Source organism: Burkholderia sp. MSMB1072 (assembly GCF_001524725.1).
Taxonomy (GTDB): domain Bacteria; phylum Pseudomonadota; class Gammaproteobacteria; order Burkholderiales; family Burkholderiaceae; genus Burkholderia.
The window spans coordinates 152,120-170,510 of record NZ_LOYC01000009.1 but is presented as its reverse complement, the minus strand read 5'-3'; the positions used below and the strand labels follow the sequence as shown (position 1 = coordinate 170,510).

Genomic DNA, 18,391 nt, shown 5'->3' with positions numbered 1-18,391 from the left:
CCCGGTTGCGCCGTGTCGCTCAGATCACGTTGAAGTGGTGCGTGCCGTCCCGCTTCAACTGGTCGACCAGCCCGTATTCCCAGTCGAGATACGCCTGCATCGCCGCCGCCGCGTTGTCGGTGCCTTCGTACGGGCGCCGGTAGCGATCGACGCGCGGCGACGCGAGATGCGTCTCGCCGCTCTCCAGCGGCAGCCCGGCGTCGATCCACGCGGCCGTGCCGCCGGTCAGCACCCGGATGTCGGCCGACGCCGGCAGCAGCGCGCGGGCGTCGTGCGCCGCGAACCGCGCCAGCAGACTCGATCCGCACGTGAACACGTAACGCTTCGCGGGCGGAATCGCCGCCAGCGCGTCGCGCAACTGCGCGCGCACGGCGAACCACGCGCCCGGGACATGACGCTTCACGTAGTTCGCGCTGGCCGTCACGTCGACGATCGCGAGTTCGCCCGGCGCGGCCTCCTTCAGCCAGCCCGCGAGCGTCGCGGGCGACACGTCGGTCGCGGGCGGCGGCGCCGGCACGTCGCGCGGCGGCTGGCCGCGCTCGACGAATGCCGCGGCGCCGGCCGGTTCGACGACGCGCACGTCCCAGCCCATCTGCGCGAGCCACGACGCGGTCATGTCCGCGCGCACGCCGTCGTCGTCGGCCAGCACGATCCGCGCGCCGCGCACGGCCGCGTGATGATCGGTCTCCTGCACGAGCTGGCCGCCCGGCGTGCTCAGGAAGCCCGGCAGGTGGCCGGCTTCGTATTCCTCCGGCGTGCGCACGTCGAAGCGGTACAGCGTGCGGCCCGGTTCGTCGAGCGCCGCGACGTCGGCCAGCGCGATGCGCGGCACGCCGGCGCGCTCGGCCACCGCGCGGGCGGCCCGACGCGCTTCGGCGCGCTGCGTCGCGTCGATCTCGTCCGGAAAACGGCGCGCCGCACCGTGCTCGAGCGTCTGGCCGGCCAGCGTCCAGCCGATCGTGCCGTTGCGCAGCGCGGCGACCGGATTCGGTAGCCCCGCGTTGACGAGCGACTGCGTGCCGATGATGCTGCGCGTGCGGCCCGCGCAGTTGACGATCACCTGCGTCCGCGGGTCGGGCGCGAGCGCGCGCACGCGCAGCACGAGCTCCGCGCCCGGCACGCTCGTCGACGTCGGGATGTTCATCGTCTGGTACTCGTCGAAGCGGCGCGCGTCGACGATCACGACATCGGCTTTCGCGTCGATCAGCGCCTGCACCTCCTGCGCGGACAGCGACGGCGTATGACGCTCGGCCTCGACCCATTCGCCGAACGACTTGCTCGGCACGTTCACGTCGATGAACAGTTCGCCGCCCGCCGCGACCCAGCCCGCGAGGCCGCCGTCGAGCAGCCGCACGTCGGTGTAGCCGAGCCGCGCGAGCGTCGCGGCCGCGCGCGGCGCGAGATCCTCGCCGCCGGCTTCGCCGAACACGACGATCGGCGTGTCGCGGCGGGGAATCCGCGTCCACGCGTCGAGTTCGAGCTTCGACAACGGAAAGTTGGCGGCCCACAGCGGATGGCCCTGTGCGTACGGATCTTCCTCGCGTACGTCGATCAGCGCGATCTCGTCGCGGGCCAGCAGGCGCGCGCGTACGTCCTGGTACGACGCGACGGGAAAGCGGAAGGTGGAATCGGCGGATGGCGTCACGATGTCTCTGTGTCGAATACGTTGAAGTCAGTGAAGAAAGCGGAACGGATCGAGCCTGGCCCTGCCGGCGAGCACCCGCACCGGGCCGCGCGAGCGGGCTTCGCGTCAGGCATTCGAATAGCCCGACACGAACGGCTTCACGGTACCGTCGTCCAGGTACACCGCGCGCTCGACCTTGCCGATGTTCGCGCCGTATACGTGGATGCTGATCGATACGCGGTCGGCGAACGCGTTGGTCACGCGATGCACGTCGCCGATGCGCGGCGACACGGCCTCGACCTCGCCCGGCCGGAGCCGCACGGCGTCGCCCGCGGGCACCGGCTTGCCGGCCGCGTCGAACCGGTACGGCTGCGAGAACTCGCCGCCGCGCAGCATCCCGATCAGCCCCCACACCGTGTGGTCGTGGATCGGCGTCGTCTGGCCGGGCCCCCACACGAAGCTGACGATCGAGAAGCGCTCGTCCGGGTCGAGATGCAGCAGGTACTGCCGGTAGCGCTCGGGATCGGGCTGCGCGAACGCGTCGGGCAACCAGTCGTCGTGTTCGACGAGCGCGGCGAGCAGCGCGCCGCCCTCGTCAAGTATGCGCGCCTCGTCCGCGCCGGACGCGAGCAGCGCATCCAGACCCTCGACGAACGGACGCAGCGGCGTCTGCTGCAACGAAAGCGTACTCATCGGCCGTCTCCTCGAATATGATGCCGAATATGATGGATCGTCATGATGCACCGGAAAGACCATGCAGAACAAACATGAAAATTAGCGATATCGACGCTTTTGCAGCGGTCGTCCGCTGTCAGACCCTGAGCCAGGCCGCGGCCGAGCTCGGGATGACGCAGCCCGCGATCACGCGGCGCGTCCAGAATCTCGAGGAAGCGCTCGGCGTGACGCTGCTCGACCGCAACACGAAGCCGCCGCGCCCGACCGACATCGGCCGGCAGGTGTTCGAGCAATGTCGCGCGATCCTGCGCGAGGTCGACGCGCTGCGCGAACTGACGGCCGGCGAGCAGCCGCCCGCAGGCGAATTCCGGATCGGGCTCACGCAAGGGCTCGGCGAGCTGATGCTGCCGGCGCTCATCGCGGACCTCGCCGCGCAGTGGCCCGCACTCGCGACGCACGTCACGACCGCATGGGGCGGCCAGCTCGTCGAACGCATCGCGCGCCGCGAACTCGATGCGGCGCTGGTCTTCCTCGCGCGCGAAATGGTGCTGCCGGCGCAGGTCGAAGGCGTTCGGTTGCTGGCGACGCGGCTCGTCGCGGTCGGCCGCAAGGGCGACTGGCCGCGCCGAAGCTATCGGCTCGCCGATTGCCACGCGCGCGGCTGGGTGCTCAATCCGGACGGCTGCGGCTTTCGTGCGGGCTTGCGGCGTGCGCTCGACGCGCAAGGCCTGCCGATGCCGGTCACGCTCGATGCGTACGGCCGCGATCTGCAACTGCAAAGCGTTGCAAACGGCGTCGGCCTCGGATTGATGCCGCTGCCGCTCGTCGAACGCAGCCCGTTGCGCGACGCGCTCGACATCGTGCCGCTCGCCGATTTCAAGCCGCAGATCGACCTGTGGCTGCTGCGCCGGCACGATGCGGCCCGCTTCGATGCGCCGCTCGCGGCCGTCGCCGCGCATGCGCGCACGGCATTCGCGCTGCCCGAGCAATCGCACGACAAGGCCGCGTGACGCGGCCGCGCGGCGCCCGCGTCGCGTCGCGCCGTCGCCCCGCGCGGCAACCCGCACCGGCTCACGCATCATGTCGGCCGCGTTCGCCCCCGTTGCGTGACGTGGCGTCCGCGTCCGCGTTCGCTCCCCCGCGCGTCGCCGCATCGAGCACCGCCCGCCCCGCCGCCACCGCGATCGCATCGTCCTGCGGCGTATGCACGCGACTGCACAGCACGTCGCGATAGTGGCGTTCGAGCGGATTGCCGCGGCTCAGCCCGTGATTGCCCGACAGCTTCAGCGCCTGCTCGACCGTCCGGATCGCCTGCTCGGTCACGGTGCGCTTGACGAGGCCGCTGGTCGTCGCCGAAGGCGCGTTGCCCGCATCGGTGCGCGCGATGTGATCGTCGAGCAGCACGCGATTCGTGTGCAGCCAGCCCTCGATTTCGCCGACCGCTTCCTGTACGCGCGGCAGCGTCGCGAGCGGTGCACCGAGCCCGCTCGGGGCGCGCGTCGTCGCGAATTCGACCAGCCAGTCGCGCGACGCGCGCGCGACCGCGTCGTACAGGCTGCCGAGCAGTGCGACCATCCACGCCTGCTGGTCCGCCTGCGCGTCGGCATCCGCGTGCGTGGCAGCCGACACGGCCCATGCGTCCGGCGCGCGCACGTCGACCGCGTGATCGGCCGGCAGCGGCACGTCGTCGAATACGACTTCATGGCTTCCGGATGCGCGCAGGCCGAGGTGATTCCAGCTTTCGATCACGCGGATGCGATCGCCGTCGGTATCGCGGTCGCGCGGCACGAGAAACACGCCGACGCGCGGTGCCGGTTCGTCGGTGCGCGCCCACACGGCCAGCCAGCGCAGCGCCGGAATCCCGGTGCTGTAGAGCTTGTGGCCCGACAGCCGCCAGCCGTCGGCAACGCGGCGCGCAACGGTCGCCGGCAGCCCGCCGCGCGACGGCGAACCGAGCGCGGGCTCGACGCGCAACGCATTGATCAACGCACCGTGCTCGACCGCGCTGTCGAACACCGCGCGCCGCACCTGGGCCGGCCAGCGGTTGTCGGCGCGGCCGAGCGCGCGATGCTGCAGATACGTCATCGTCAGCACCAGCGCGGTCGCCGGATCGGCCCGCGCGACGGCGGCGACGATCCGGCTCGCCCGCGCAAGCGTCGCCCCGGCGCCGCCATGCTCGCGCGGCACGACCTGCGCGATCAGCCCGGCACGATGCAGCCGCGCGAAATTCTCGTGCGGAAAGCGGCCTTCGACGTCGTTGCGGGCCGCATCGGCGGCGAGTTCGGGGGCGAGGCGCTCGAGCAGCGCGGCAACGCGCGCGTCGCTCGTCTCGTCGGCGGCTTCGGCGGCGGCAAGCAGGACGTGCAGTGCAGGCTGCCGTGACGGCGAGGAAGCGGCAAGGCTGGCGGACATCGAAACGGATTCCCTGGGTAGTTCGAACACGGCGGCGTAAAACGACAGCGGCGGCAAAGCCTGCGCCAACGCGCGCCCCATCATTCGCGAGCCCACAGCGTATGCGCAACGCATGCGGCCCCAAACCATGCAAATCTGATATTCAAATCGGGATTGATTATTTCCATTCCGCATGATCCCGGCGTTAACCTGCGCTCCATTCCTGCCCGGCCGCGCGCCGGGAACGTCCCTGCACCGGAGACCCAGATGAGCGTCGAATTCATCGGCATGATCCAGAGCCAGAAGCAGTCGGAAATCCACCCGGCGTCCGGCCCGGCGGTCGATCCCGACTATGTGCGCGACTTTGCCCGCGCCCACGAAACGGCCGGCTTCGACCGGATTCTCGTGCCGCACCATTCGACCGGCCCGTCAGCGACGCTGACGATCGCGTTCGCGGCGGCCGCGACCGAGCGCATTCATTTCATGCTCGCGCATCGTCCGGGCTTCACCGCGCCGACGCTCGCCGCGCGGCAGATCGCGACGCTCGACCAGTTCAGCCGCGGCCGGCTCGCCGTGCACTTCATCTCCGGCGGCTCGGACAGCGAGCAGCAGCGCGACGGCGATTTCCTCGATCACGACGCGCGCTACGCACGCACCGACGAATACCTCGGCATCCTGCGGCGGATCTGGACGGAAACGCAGCCGTTCGATCACGACGGCACGCATTACCGTTTCAAGCAGGGCTTCTCGGAAGTGAAGCCGTTCCAGCAGCCGCACGTGCCGATCTATTTCGGCGGCGCGTCGGAAGCCGCGCTCGCGGTGGCCGGCAAGCACGCGGACGTCTATGCGCTGTGGGGCGAATCGCTCGACCAGGTGCGCGACCTGACGACGCGCGTGCGTGCCGAAGCCGCGAAGCACGGCCGCCAGGTGCGCTTCTCCGTGTCGTTCCGGCCGATCCTCGCGGCGACCGAGGACGAAGCGTGGGCGCGTGCGCACCGCATCCTCGACGAAACGCGCCGGCTGCGCGAGGCGGCCGGTCTCGGCGCCGGCGGCCCGCAACAGAGCGAAGGCGCGCGCCGCCTGCTCGCCGCGGCCGAGCGCGGCTCGCGCGTCGACAAGCGGCTGTGGACCGAGATCGCGAAGCTCACCGGCGCGCGCTCGAATTCGACGGCGCTCGTCGGCACGCCCGAACAGGTCGCCGACGCGCTGCTCGACTACTACGACCTCGGCGTGACGACCTTCCTGATCCGCGGCTTCGATCCGCTGGACGATGCGATCGACTACGGCCGCGAACTGATTCCGCGCGTGCGCAGCGCCGTCGCCGCCCGCGACGCGGCGCGCCGTGCCGCCTGAGATGGAGCGATACGCGATCATGTCCGCCGTCCTTTCCTCGCCCGAGCGCACCGCATCGGGCCTCGTGCTCGCCGACACCCCGCGCCAGCACTTCTGGTTCGATCCGCCCGCGCCGCGCGTCGACGTGGCCGCCGAGCGCCGCCACCGGCAGGAGCGGCTCGCGGCCGCGTTCCGCCTGTTCGCGCGCTTCGGCTTCGCGTCGGGCCTCGCCGGCCACATCACCGCGCGCGATCCGGAGCTGCCCGATCATTTCTGGGTGAACCCGCTCGGCGTGCATTTCTCGCAGATCAAGGTGTCCGACCTGCTGCTCGTCAACGCGCGCGGCGAAACCGCGATCGGCAAGCGGCCGCTGAACAAGGCCGCGTTCGCGATCCATGCGGCGATCCACGAAGCCCATCCGCACGTCGTCGCCGCCGCGCACACGCATTCGACGTACGGCAAGGCGTGGTCGACGCTCGGCCGCCCGCTCGATCCGCTCACGCAGGACGCCTGCGTGTTCTACGAAGACCACGCGCTGTTCGACGACTTCACGGGGATGGTCGTCGACACCAGCGAAGGCGCACGGATCGCCGATGCGTTCGCGAAGCCGGACGGCACCACGCACAAGGGCGTGATCCTGAAGAACCACGGCATCCTGACGGCCGGCCCGACGGTCGAGGCCGCCGCATGGTGGTACATCGCGCTCGACAACGCCGCGCACACGCAGCTGCTGGCTGAAGCGGCCGGCACGCCGCAGCCGATCGATCACGAAACCGCGCGCCACACGCACGGCCAGATCGGCGGCCCCGACGGCGCGCTGCATGCGTTCGACAGCCTGTTCGCACGCGTCGTCGCCGACGAACCCGACCTGCTCGACTGAGCCGCTCTCGCGCCACACCGGAGACCAGACCATGACAGAAACCACCGCACCCATACCCGCCGACGCGCACGACGACCAACGCCGCCGGCTGCTGCGCGCGGCCGGCGCCGCCGCGCTCGCCGTGCCGGCGATCACGCTCGGCCGCAAGGCCTGGTCCGCGCCGCCGCTGAAGAAACTCACGTTCGCGTGGAACCAGAACGCGTTCTGCCTGACGCCGATCGTCGTCGCGCAGGAGCGCGGCTTCTTCGAGAAAAACGGGCTGAAAGTCGAGCTGATCAACTACAGCGGCTCGACCGACCAGTTGCTCGAATCGATCGCAACCGGCAAGGCCGATGCGGCGGTCGGGATGATCCACCGCTGGCTGAAGCCGCTCGAAGCCGGCTTCGACGTGAAGATCATCGGCAGCTCGCACGGCGGCTGCGTGCGGCTGCTCGGCGCGAAGGCGGCCGGCGTCACGACGTTGCAGGCGCTCAAGGGCAAGACGGTCGGCGTCAGCGATCTCGCCGCGCCCGGCAAGCACTTCTTCTCGATCCTGCTCGCGAAGAACGGCATCGATCCCGAACGCGACGTCACGTGGCGGCAGTATCCGGCCGACCTGCTCGGCGTCGCGGTCGACAAGGGCGAAATCCATGCGATCGCCGACGGCGACCCGAATCTCTACCTGCTCGAAAAGCGCAGCAACGGCGCGTATACCGAACTCGCGACCAACCTGTCCGGCGAATACGCGCGCAAGGTGTGCTGCGTGATCGGCGCGCGCGGCGACCTCGTGCGCAACGACCGGCCGTCGGCCGCCGCGCTCGCGTGCTCGATCGTGCAGGCCACCGAATTCACGCACGACAACCCGAACGAGGCCGCGAAGGTGTTCGCGAAGTATTCGCCGAAGATCAGCCCCGAGGATCTGCGCAAGCTGTACGCGACGCTCACCTACACGCATCACCCGACCAACGTCGACCTGCAGCAGGAAATCGCGTTCTATGCGGACGATTTCCGCCGCATCAGCGTATTGAAGAAGAGCACGGACCCGCAGCGCTTCGCGCAGCAGGTCTATGCCAACGTACTGGGGTAGCGCGATGTCGACGATCGAACATGCTTCCGCCGCATCGGCATCGGCATCGGCCGGCGGCGCCGCCCACGCCGACGCTACCGCGCGCGCGGCCTGCACGGCCTGCGACGCCGCGCCGGCCGCCGACGCCCGGCGCGAACGCATCTGGCCGACCGGGATCGCCGCCGCGCTCGCGTGGGTCGCGCTCGGCGCGTTCACGCAACTGTGGCCGAACCGGATCGTCGGCTTCAGCGACTGGGCGTACACCGACACGTTCGGCACGGCCGCGTGGACGATCGCCGCGCTGCTGCTCGCCGCCGCGACGCTCGGTCATCTCGTGGCCGCGACCCGCACGCGGCTCGCGCGGGTGCGACCGGCCGGCCCGTGGCTCGTCGCACTGCCGCTCGTGCTCGCCGCGTGGGAAATCGTCACCGCGAAAACCGGCTGGCTGCCGACGCCGTTCTTCGCGCCGCCGCAGGCACTGATCGAGGTCTACGTCGACGACTGGCCGCGCCTCGCCGGCAGCGCCGGCAACACGCTGAAGCTGCTCGCGCTCGGCTTCGCGTACGGCGTCACGGTAGGTTTCGCGGTGGGCGTGTCGATCGGCTGGTCGCGCCGGATCGGCTACTGGGTGCATCCGGTGCTGCGCGTGCTCGGCCCGGTGCCGGCCACCGCGCTGCTGCCGCTCACGTTCTACTTCTTTCCGTCGAGCTATTCGGCCGCCGCGTTCCTGATCGCGCTGTCGACGGGCTTCCCGGTCGCCGTCCTCACGTGGTCGGGCGTCGCGAGCGTCAACCGTCAGTACTACGACGTTGCGCGCACGCTCGGCGCGAACGCGCGCTTCCTCGTGCTGCGCGTCGCGATTCCGGCCGCGCTGCCGCACGTGTTCGTCGGCATTTTCATGGGGCTGAGCGCGTCGTTCACGGTGCTGGTCGTCGCCGAGATGATGGGCGTCAAGTCGGGTCTCGGCTGGTACCTGAGCTGGGCGCAGGGCTGGGCGTCGTACGTGAACATGTATGCGGCGCTGCTCGTGATGGCGCTGCTGTTTTCCGGGTTGATCGCGCTGCTGTTCGCGGTGCGCGACCGTGTGCTCGCGTGGCAGAAAGGAACCGTCAAATGGTAAGCGCCGCTGTACTCGAACCGTCCGCGGCCGCCGCGCCCGCCGTCACGACGCCGCGCGGCGCGCGCATCGACATCCGCCGCGTGAGCCATGCGTTCGACGGCCCCGGCGGCGCGCTGCCGGTGCTCGACGACGTGTCGCTGTCGGTCGCGGCCGGCGAATTCGTCGCCCTGCTCGGCCCGAGCGGCTGCGGGAAATCGACGCTGCTGCGCCTCGTCGCCGGGCTCGACGCCGCGCGGCAAGGCACGATCGCGCAGGACGGCGTGCCGATCGAGCGCCCCGATACGTCGCGTATCGTCGTGTTCCAGGACCCGACGCTGTACCCGTGGCGGCGCGTGCGCGCGAACGTCGCGCTCGGCCTCGAAGCGCGCGGCGTGGCGCGCACCGCGCAGCATCGCGTCGACGATGCGCTCGCGCGCGTCGGGCTGCAGGACTTCGCGAACGTGTTTCCGCATCAGTTGTCGGGCGGGATGGCGCAGCGCGTCGCGCTCGCGCGCGCGCTCGTCAACGATCCGCGCCTGCTGATTCTCGACGAACCGCTCGGCAAGCTCGATTCGCTGACGCGGCTCACGATGCAGGCCGAGCTGACCGCCCTGTGGCAACGCGACGGCTTCTCCGCGCTGCTCGTCACGCACGACGTGGAAGAAGCGCTGTTCCTCGCGCAGCGCGTAATCGTGTTCGGGCCACGCCCGGCACGGATCGTCGCCGAACTGCGCGTCGACCTGCCCTACCCGCGCCATCGCGGCGACCCGCGCCTCGCCGAATTGCGCCACGACGCGCTGCGGCATCTCGGGCTCGATGCGAGCTGGTAGATGCCCGGCGCCGTTCGACGTTTGGCTGCGGCACGCCGCGGACGCGCGCGATGAACGCGCCGCCGTTCGCCGACTGGGCCATTGCGTTCCTGCAATTGCTGTATCGCGCGCAAATCGCGTTGGCGCGCGTGCTGCACGCGATCGGCCTGACCGGCGACGCCGACGGCCAGGCGGCGTGGCCGTGGGCACACCGCATCGCGCTCGAAACGCTGCGCATCGACGCGGGGCTCACGCGGCAGCTCGCGTTCGCCGGCGGCGCGACGGCACTGGCCGTCGTGCTCGCCTGCCTCGCGCTGGCTGCGCGCAAGCGGCGTGTCGCGACGGCCATCGCCGCGCTGGCCGTCGCATGGTTCGCGCCGTGGCCGCCCGCTTCGCTGTGGCTCGCGCCTGCCGTGCCGACGAGTTTCCAGCGCGATCCCGCGCCGTTTTCGGTCGCGAACGTGATGCGCGGCGCCCACCTGTATACGCAACATTGCGCGGCCTGCCACGGCGCGGACGGACGTGGCGAAGGGCCGCTCGCGGCCACGCTCGCGCACTGGCCGCCGACCTTCGCCGGCGCGCTGCTCGCGCGTCGGCTCGACGGCGAACTGTTCTGGCGCGTACGCCACGGCACGCAGGACGCGCACGGCGCGTCGACGATGCCCGGCTTCGCGGCCACGCTCGGTCCACAGGACACATGGGCCATGCTCGCCTACCTGAAAGCGCTGGCAGCCGGTAGCGGCGCGCGGGCGGAAGGCGCGTGGCCGGTGCCCGTCCCGCTGCCGGCACTCGACGTACGGTGCGGCGACGCCGCGCCTCAGGCGCTCGAACGCTGGCGCGACGGCCAGCGCGTGCGCGTCGTCGCGCTCGCGGCGGGCGCGACGCCACCGCCGGAAGACGCGCGCTGGCAGACCTTGCTCGTCGCCGAACCCGGCGCGCCTGTGCCGTCGTCGGTCGACTCGCGTGCGAACTGCGTCGCGACGACAGCCGATGCGTGGCTCGCGTTCGCGACGATTGCCGGCGTCCCGCCCGATGCGCTCGGCGGCACGCAACTGCTTGCCGATCGACGCGGCTGGCTGCGGGCGCGTGCGTTGCCCGGCAGCGCCGGCTGGTCGGATGCCGACCTGCTGTGCCGCTCGGATGCGGCGGCCCGACCGGCCGCGCGCGCCACGGGCGGCGACGCACTGACCGCGCTGCTGCTGCGCGTCGACGCGGAACCCGTGCGCGACGTACAGGCCGGGCTTGCGCATTGAACTCACGAATCCTTCCTTCGACAGAAATTCACGATGAATCCGACTCGACGCCACTTCCTCGCCCAGGCGAGCGCCCTTGCCACGATCGCCGCCGCGCCGGCTACCCTGCGCGCGCAATCGGGCGCCCGCCCGCTGCTGCGCGCCGGCGACCAGAAAGGCGGGCTGCGTGCGTTGCTCGAAGCGGCCGGCGAATTGAACGGCCTCGCGTACGACATCGCATGGACCGAATTCCCCGCGGCCGCGCCGCTCGCCGAAGCGCTGAACGCGGCCGCCGTCGACTGCGGGCCGATCGGCGATGCGCCGGTGATCTTCGCGCTCGCATCGGGCGCCCGCATCAAGGTGATCGGCGCGAACCGCTCCGATCCGTACGGCACGGCCGTGCTCGTGCGCCCCGACGCCGCGCTCAAGGGCGCTGCCGACCTGAAGGGCAAGCGGATCGGCACCACGCGCGGCTCGATCGGCCATTTCGTGACGCTGAAGGCGCTCGATGCGGCCGGCCTGCCGCCGGATGCCGTGTCGTTCCGCTTCCTGCCGCCGGCCGACACGATGCTTGCGCTCGCAACCGGTTCGATCGACGCGTGGGCGACCTGGGAGCCCTATACCGCGCTCGCCGAAACGAGCGGCCGCGCGCGTGTGCTGGTCAACGGCCGCGGGCTGTGGTCGGGCCTCAGCTATGTCGCGGCGACCGAAGCGGCCATCGCCGCGAAACGCGACGTGCTGCGCGATTTCCTGCAGCGTGTCGTGCGTGCGCAAGCGTGGTCGTACCGGCATGCGGACGCGTATTCGGCGGCGCTCGCGCGCATCATCGGCATTCCGCCGGCCGCCGCGAAGCTGCAGTTCGAGCGGCGCGGCACGCGCTGGCTGCCGATCGACGCAGCGGTGATCGCCGAACAGCAGCGCACGGCCGACTTCTACCTGAGGGCCGGGCTGCTGCGCCAGCCGCTCGACGTGCGCACGACCTTCGATGCAGGCTTCCCGCTCGCCTGACGGGCGCGTGGCGGCGCGCAGCCGTCAAACGGCTCCGGCACGATCTGGCACAATCTCGATTCGATCACCCCGCCTTCAGCCAGCGTCATGCCAGCCATCGCCGAACTCTTCGTCTACCCGATCAAATCCTGCGCCGGCGTCGCGCTGACGCGCGCGCAACTGTTCGAAACGGGCCTCGCCTACGATCGCCACTGGCTGATCACCGATCCGCACGGGCAAATGCTCACGCAGCGCACGCACCCGCGCCTCGCGCTGATCCGCCCGACACTCGACGACGATGCGCTCGTGCTGAACGCGCCGGGCATGCCGGCACTGCGCACGCCGCTCGATGGCGACGCGACGCCCGCCACGCCGAAGATGGCCGCGACCGTGTGGCGCGACACCGTCGACGCGATCGACACGGGCGCCGAAACGGCCGCATGGCTCACCGAATTCCTCGGCGTGCCGACGAAGCTCGCGCGCTTCGCCGCCGACGCCCGACGCGATTGCGACCGCAAGTGGACCGGCGAGATCGATACGCATACGCAGTTCGCGGACGCTTATCCGCTGCTGGTGATCGGCCAGTCGTCGCTCGACGACCTGAACGCGCGGCTTGCCGCCAAAGGCGCGCCGGCGATCCCGATGAACCGCTTCCGGCCGAACGTCGTCGTGTCGGATCTCGATGCGTACGAAGAGGATTTCGTCGAGCACCTCGACACCGGCGGCGACACGCCGGTGCGGCTGCGGCTCGTGAAGCTGTGCACACGCTGCCCGATGCCGACGATCGACCAGGCCACCGGCGCGCCCAATCCCGAATGGCCGCACGAGCCGACCGACACGATGCAGACCTATCGCGCGAACCCGAACTACGGCGGTGCGCTGACGTTCGGCATCAATGCGATCGTCGTCGAGGGTGCGGGCGCGTGGCTCGAAATCGGCCAGCCGGTCGAAGCGGAGATCGGCTTCGGCGACTGAGCCGGATCGCTAGGACCTGTTCCGGCCAATAACGGGCTTGCGCCGGCCCGTTCCCTGCGCGTGCCGTATCGTCGTGCGCCGTCACGCCGCGCGCGGCATCGCATCGCTCGTCGCCGCCGGCAGCCGGATCGTTACGACCAGCCCGCCGCCGCCCGCATCGGCGAGCGTCACGCTGCCCTGATGCACGCGCGCGATTTCCCGCACGATCGACAGCCCGAGCCCCGTCCCTTCGACCGTCTGCGTCTTGCTGCCGCGATGGAAGCGCTCGAACACCGCGTCGCGCTCGTCGGCCGGAATACCCGGCCCGTTGTCGATCACGTCGAGCCGCGCGTCGCCACCGTCGCGCGAGACGCGGACCGTGATCACCGCATGGTCGCCCGCATAGCGGATCGCGTTGTCGATCAGGTTGCCGATCATCTCGCCGAGCAGGTCGGCCTGCCCGTTCACGTCGACATCGGCCTCGTGCTCGAAGCCGAGATCGATGTCGCGCGCGCGTGCGACGGGCGACCAGTCGAGCGTCACGCTGCGTGCGAGCCGGTGCAGCGGGACCGGCTTGTGCGCGACCGCATGACCGCTGTCCGAATCGAGCCGCGACAGCGACAGCAATTGCTGGACGATCTTCGCGGCCTGCCGCACCGCGCCGTTCGCGCGGCGCAAGTGCACGTTCGCGCGCGGCTGTTCGTCGGGCCGCAACGCAAGCTCGACGCCCGCCTGCACGGCCGCGAGCGGCGTCTTCAGTTGATGGGCCGCATCGGCGAAGAAGCGGCGCCGCGCCACCTGCATCCGCTGCGTGCGGCCGATGTACTGGTTGATCGAATCGACGAGCGGCGCGAGTTCGCTCGGCATCGCGCCCGTGTCGAGCGGCGTCGTGTCGTCCTCGCTGCGCGCGGCAACCGTGGCCGACAGCCGGTTCAGCGGCCGCAGCCCGCGCCCGACGCCGAGCCACACGATCCCGAGCGCCAGCACGACGAGCAGCCCTTCCTGCAGCAGCGACCCGATCAGGATCTCGCGCGCGAGCGCCTGACGCGCCTCGATCGTCTCGCCGACCATCACCCACACGATGCGCGACTGCGCGGTCGGCACGTCGTGCACCGGGATGCGCAGCGCGGCCATCCGCAACTGTTCGCCGCGATACACGACGTCGTAGTAGCGCGTGACGAACGGCGCGCCGTCGCCCGCATCGCGCCCCTGCGGCAGCGGCAGGTCCGGATAGCCGGTGACCGTGCGGCCGTCGCCCTCGCGGATCAGGTAGTAGATCTTGCCGCCGTCGCTCGATTCGAGCATCTCGAGCGCGAGATACGGCAGGTCGACCTCGATCTCGCCGTCGTTGAGCCGCACGCCTTCGCGGATCGACTTCAGCGACGACGACAGCGTCCGGTCGAACGCGACGTGCGCGGCGCTCATCGCGCGCTGGTACGTGAGCCACGAGTCGAGCGCGAGCAGGCCGAGCAGCGGCAGCAGCAGCCACAGCGCGACCTGCGCGCGCAGGTTCGGGCGGGTCATCGTGCCTCCCGCCGGGCCGCTCCGAGCGGCGTGGCGGCGCATTCGCGGCGCATCGCCGAGCGCAAAGCTGTCGATGCGGAGTTGGCGCCTCTGGCGCTTACTCCGGTCCCATGCAAAACCGTCGATCCGGAGTCGCGCTTCAGCGCGTACCTCGGTCCCATGCGAAACACGCGAGCAGGCGCGCAGTTCATTCGGTCCTCTGCGCCTTCGCTTCGAGCAGATAGCCGAGCCCGCGCAGCGTGACGATCGCCACGCCGCTGTTCTCCAGCTTTTTCCTCAGCCGGTACACGTAGATTTCGATGGCATCGGCGTTCACCGATTCGTCGAGCCCGAAGATCTTCTCCGACAGCGTGTCCTTGTTGATCGCGCGGCCGTTGCGCAGGATCAGCACCTCGAGCACCGAGCGCTCGCGCGGCGTGAGCGACAGCGGCTCGCCCGCGAGATGAAAGCCGCGGTCGATACTGTCGTACGAAAGCGGCCCGCATTCGACGCGCGAATGCTCGTGGCCGAGGCTGCGCCGGATCAGCGCGCGGGCGCGCGCCTCCAGTTCGGTCAGCTCGAACGGCTTCGCGAGATAGTCGTCGGCGCCGAGATCGAGCCCCTTCACGCGATCCTCGACCGAGCCGTGCGCGGTGAGGATCAGCACCGGCACCGGGTTGCGGCGCGCACGCAGCCGCCGCAGCACCTCCAGCCCGTCGAGCTTCGGCAGGCCGAGATCGAGGATCACCAGCGCGTAATCCTGCGTGCGCAGCACGTGGTCCGCCGCCTCGCCGTCGGCCATGTGATCGACCGCGAAGCGCGCGGCGCTCAGCGCGTCGTTCAGCGACTGGGCCAGGTTCGGGTTGTCTTCGACGAGCAGCACACGCATGGGGATTCCGGTAAGGTCAGCGACAGCCCGCTACATTACATGATCCTTTCCGTCTCCACGCCTCGCGCAAACACGGGTTGCGCGATGCCGCGAACCCGCCGCCTGCGGTGCCGGCGGCCCCGTTCCGCGCTCAGCGCTCGGCGGCGGGCCGGTTGCGCGCCGCGATGCGCGCATCGCCAGTCGCGCCGCGCTCGCGCAAACCGGCCACCACCGCGACGAACGCGACGCTCGCGCCGCCCGTGACGACGATCATCGGATGCGCGGTGCCGTCCGACAGCCACGCCAGCACGCCGCCGCACGCGGCCGTGATCGCCATCTGGATAAAGAAGAACAGCCCCGACGCCGTGCCGGCGATCTTCGTGTACGGCTGCATCACCGCGAACTGGCAGGCCGGAATCGCGATCCCGACCGCGATCATCACGACGAACATCGGCGCGACGAGGGCCGGCACCGAAGCCGGGGCGATCGCGCCGCCGATCCACAGTCCGGCGGCGCCGACCAGATTGACGGCCGCCGCCGCCGCGACGACCGAATCGGCTGTCCGGCGCGCGCCGGCCCGCGCGAACGCACTCGACCCGATCAGGTAGCCGAGCACGGTCACGCCGAAGATCGCCGCATAGACCGGCCCGGACACGCCGATTTGCCGCTGGAACAGCGTCGACGATTCCGCGATGAACGGATAGTACGTGCAGTAGGCAAAGCCGATGGCAAGCGAATAGCGCAGGAACCGCCGCTCGCGCAGCAGGCCGGCATAGGTCCGCAGCAGTCCGGCGCCGGCTGGCGGCCGCGCAGCGCGCTCGCGGGTCTCGGGCAGATAGCGCAGCACCATCGCGGTCGCGATCAGCCCGGCCGCCGCCAGCCAGCCGAACACGCCGCGCCAGCCGAGCCACTCGGCGATCGCGCTGCCGGCCAGCGGCGCGACCACCGGCGACAGCGCCATGCCGGCCGAAAGATGGCCGAGCATCGTGGCCTGCGTCGCGGCCGGAAAGCGCTCGCGCACGATCACGCGGCCGATCACGGTGCCGCTGCAGCCGCCCAGCGCCTGGAACACGCGCGCGACGATCAGCGTCGAGATGCTGGTCGCCCCTGCGCAGGCGACGCTCGCGACGACGTACACGCACAGGCCGCCGAGCAGCACCGGGCGGCGGCCATAGCGGTCGGACAACGGCCCCGACACCAGCATCGACAACGCATATCCGGCCATGTAGAGAGTCAGCGTGAGCTGCAACTGCGCATCGGTGCCGTGCAGCGCGTCCGCCATCGTGGGCAGCGACGGCAGGTACGCATCGATCGTGACGCGCGGCAGGCACACGACGAGCATCAACAGGAACAGCCAGCCCCATCGGGGTAATGAACGCGTCTTCATGCGGTAAGTCCGTTTCGGTCGGATGGGTGGGTCGACAGCAATCTAAGGCGAAAGTGATATAAGCTGAAGGACCATTAAATTGACCATCGACTGGACCACTATGCCGCGAGGCAAAGCCGCGATTCCGCTTGACCTGCCACGCCCGGTCGGGCTGTCGGGCGGCAGCCCGCAGTCGAAGCAGGCATGCATCGCCGACACGATTCGCGACGCGATCCTGAAGCGCCTGCTGCCCGGCGACGGCCCGCTGCCATCGAGCCGGACGCTGGCCGCGCGCTGGGATGTCGCGCGCGGCACCGTCGAAGCGGCGTACGACATCCTGTGCGCCGAGGGCTACATCACCCGCACGCGGGGATCCGGAACGCGCGCGTGCGCGGTCGTGCCGGACAGCTATCTGCGCGCGGCCGCGCAATCGGGCGACGGCGGTCCGCGTGCGGTCCCGCTCGCCATGCCGGCCGCCGCGGCCGAGCCCGAGCCCGAGCAGGGCGTGCGTCCCGGTGTCCCGTTCGTCGCGCGGCTCGCCGACCCCGGCCTGCTGCCGATGCAGCACTGGAAGAAGGCGCTCGGCGCCAGCCTGCTTGCCGCGACCGCGGACGATCTCGGCGCGACGCCGGCACAGGGCGTCGAAAGCCTGCGCATCGAAATCGCCGCGTACCTGCGGGAATACCGCGGCATCCCGTGCGAGGCCGGCGACATCGTCATCACGACCGGCATCCGCCATTCGATCGACCTCGTCGCACGCACGCTGCTCGCGCCCGGCACGACGGTGCTGATGGAAGATCCCGGCTATGCGTCGGCGTGGCAGATCTTCACGATCGCGGGCGCGACCGTGATCGACGTGCCGGTCGATCGGGAAGGCATCGACACCGCATCGCTGGATCGCTATCCCGATGCGCGCGCCGCTTACGTGACACCGGCCCATCAGGCGCCGCTCGGCGTCACGATGTCGGTATCGCGCCGGCTCGAACTGCTCGACTGGGCGCAGCGCAACCGCGCGTGGGTCATTGAGGACGACTACGACGGCGAATTCAGCTACCAGACCGCCCCGCTCCCTGCGCTGAAAGCGCTCGACGCGTGCGATCGCGTGATCTACTGCGGGTCGTTCAACAAGACGCTGTTCTCCGGGTTGCGCATCGGCTTCATGGTCGTGCCGGCGGAACTGCGGCCGGCGCTGTCCGCCGTGTGGCATGCGACCGCCCGCTCGGTTGGCGCAGCGCCGCAACTCGCGCTGGCCCGTTTCATCGGCCACGGCGATTTCACGAAGCACCTGCGCGCCGCCCGCCACGCGTACCGCCAGCGGCGCGACATCGTGCTCGACCAGTTGGCGAAGCATGCCGGCGGCCGGTACACGGTGTCCGGCGAGCACGCCGGCTTTCATTTCGTGCTGTGGCTGCCGCCTGGCATGGACGAAGCAGCCTGTGTCGCGCAGGCCCGCGCGGCCGGCGTCGCGTTGCAGCCGATCCGCGGCTTCTGTCGAAGCGCCCGGTGCGAAGCGGGCGTCGTCGTCGGATATGCCGCGCTGACGGCCGCGCACGCGCGGCATGGCGGCCGCCTCCTCGGACAACTGCTGGCCACGCCCGCGTAGCCCGCACGCCTCTCCCTTTCAAG

The 18,391-nt window shown here is 70.6% G+C and carries 16 protein-coding genes; 10 read left to right on the top strand and 6 right to left on the bottom strand.

Features of this window, described 5'->3' with window-relative positions; genetic code table 11:
- Positions 1–19: 19 nt before the first annotated feature.
- Together WS89_RS02820 and WS89_RS02815 are read right to left on the bottom strand one after the other, a co-directional pair.
- Positions 20–1,645, bottom strand: coding sequence for a rhodanese-related sulfurtransferase (locus WS89_RS02820; protein WP_059789423.1), 1,626 nt, complete (start codon positions 1,643–1,645; stop codon positions 20–22).
- A 105-nt stretch (positions 1,646–1,750) separates the two neighbouring features.
- Positions 1,751–2,317, bottom strand: a complete 567-nt coding sequence (locus WS89_RS02815) for a cysteine dioxygenase (protein ID WP_059789422.1) — start codon at positions 2,315–2,317, stop codon at positions 1,751–1,753.
- A 17-nt stretch (positions 2,318–2,334) separates the two neighbouring features.
- Between WS89_RS02815 and WS89_RS02810 the strand changes: the two genes are divergently transcribed.
- Positions 2,335–3,309 carry a LysR family transcriptional regulator gene (locus tag WS89_RS02810; RefSeq protein WP_179949837.1) on the top strand — a complete coding sequence of 325 codons (975 nt, stop codon included), beginning with the start codon at positions 2,335–2,337 and terminating at the stop codon, positions 3,307–3,309.
- Between the two features lie 61 nt (positions 3,310–3,370).
- Here the strand turns inward: WS89_RS02810 and WS89_RS02805 are convergent, their stop codons facing one another.
- Positions 3,371–4,711, bottom strand: coding sequence for an acyl-CoA dehydrogenase family protein (locus WS89_RS02805; RefSeq protein WP_059789716.1), 1,341 nt, complete (start codon positions 4,709–4,711; stop codon positions 3,371–3,373).
- 246 nt (positions 4,712–4,957) lie between these two features.
- Between WS89_RS02805 and WS89_RS02800 the strand changes: the two genes are divergently transcribed.
- The 8 genes from WS89_RS02800 to WS89_RS02765 all read left to right on the top strand — a co-directional run bounded on the left by WS89_RS02800 (position 4,958) and on the right by WS89_RS02765 (position 13,049).
- A complete protein-coding gene (locus WS89_RS02800) occupies positions 4,958–6,043 on the top strand; it encodes an LLM class flavin-dependent oxidoreductase (RefSeq protein ID WP_059789420.1) in 1,086 nt (361 codons plus the stop codon).
- A 19-nt stretch (positions 6,044–6,062) separates the two neighbouring features.
- Positions 6,063–6,902 carry a class II aldolase/adducin family protein gene (locus tag WS89_RS02795; protein ID WP_059789715.1) on the top strand — a complete coding sequence of 280 codons (840 nt, stop codon included), beginning with the start codon at positions 6,063–6,065 and terminating at the stop codon, positions 6,900–6,902.
- 31 nt (positions 6,903–6,933) lie between these two features.
- On the top strand, positions 6,934–7,968 hold the full coding sequence (locus WS89_RS02790; RefSeq protein WP_059789419.1) for an ABC transporter substrate-binding protein: 1,035 nt from the start codon (positions 6,934–6,936) through the stop codon (positions 7,966–7,968).
- A gap of 4 nt (positions 7,969–7,972) precedes the next feature.
- On the top strand, positions 7,973–9,067 hold the full coding sequence (locus tag WS89_RS02785; protein WP_059789418.1) for an ABC transporter permease: 1,095 nt from the start codon (positions 7,973–7,975) through the stop codon (positions 9,065–9,067).
- Positions 9,061–9,876 (top strand): ABC transporter ATP-binding protein, encoded by an 816-nt coding sequence (locus tag WS89_RS02780; RefSeq protein ID WP_059789417.1) that lies wholly within the window; start codon positions 9,061–9,063, stop codon positions 9,874–9,876. Before WS89_RS02785 ends, WS89_RS02780 begins: the two co-directional genes overlap by 7 nt.
- A 50-nt stretch (positions 9,877–9,926) precedes the next feature.
- On the top strand, positions 9,927–11,108 hold the full coding sequence (locus WS89_RS02775) for a c-type cytochrome (RefSeq protein WP_059789416.1): 1,182 nt from the start codon (positions 9,927–9,929) through the stop codon (positions 11,106–11,108).
- Positions 11,109–11,141: 33 nt separating this feature from the next.
- Positions 11,142–12,095, top strand: coding sequence for an ABC transporter substrate-binding protein (locus tag WS89_RS02770; protein WP_059505072.1), 954 nt, complete (start codon positions 11,142–11,144; stop codon positions 12,093–12,095).
- Positions 12,096–12,182: 87 nt separating this feature from the next.
- A complete protein-coding gene (locus WS89_RS02765) occupies positions 12,183–13,049 on the top strand; it encodes an MOSC domain-containing protein (protein WP_059505070.1) in 867 nt (288 codons plus the stop codon).
- An 81-nt stretch (positions 13,050–13,130) separates the two neighbouring features.
- On the opposite strand, the gene WS89_RS02760 is transcribed toward WS89_RS02765, so the two are convergent.
- The 3 genes from WS89_RS02760 to WS89_RS02750 all read right to left on the bottom strand — a co-directional run bounded on the left by WS89_RS02760 (position 13,131) and on the right by WS89_RS02750 (position 16,786).
- Entirely contained in the window at positions 13,131–14,552 is a 1,422-nt protein-coding gene (locus tag WS89_RS02760; protein ID WP_059505479.1) for a sensor histidine kinase, read from the bottom strand.
- A 187-nt stretch (positions 14,553–14,739) separates the two neighbouring features.
- Positions 14,740–15,420: a response regulator gene (locus WS89_RS02755; protein WP_059505068.1), complete on the bottom strand. Its 681-nt coding sequence runs from the start codon at positions 15,418–15,420 to the stop codon at positions 14,740–14,742.
- 130 nt (positions 15,421–15,550) lie between these two features.
- Positions 15,551–16,786, bottom strand: a complete 1,236-nt coding sequence (locus WS89_RS02750) for a multidrug effflux MFS transporter (RefSeq protein ID WP_059789415.1) — start codon at positions 16,784–16,786, stop codon at positions 15,551–15,553.
- Between the two features lie 100 nt (positions 16,787–16,886).
- On the opposite strand from WS89_RS02750, the gene pdxR reads away from it, so the two are divergent.
- A complete protein-coding gene (gene pdxR, locus WS89_RS02745; protein WP_059789414.1) occupies positions 16,887–18,368 on the top strand; it encodes a MocR-like pyridoxine biosynthesis transcription factor PdxR in 1,482 nt (493 codons plus the stop codon).
- The last annotated feature ends 23 nt before the right edge of the window (positions 18,369–18,391 follow it).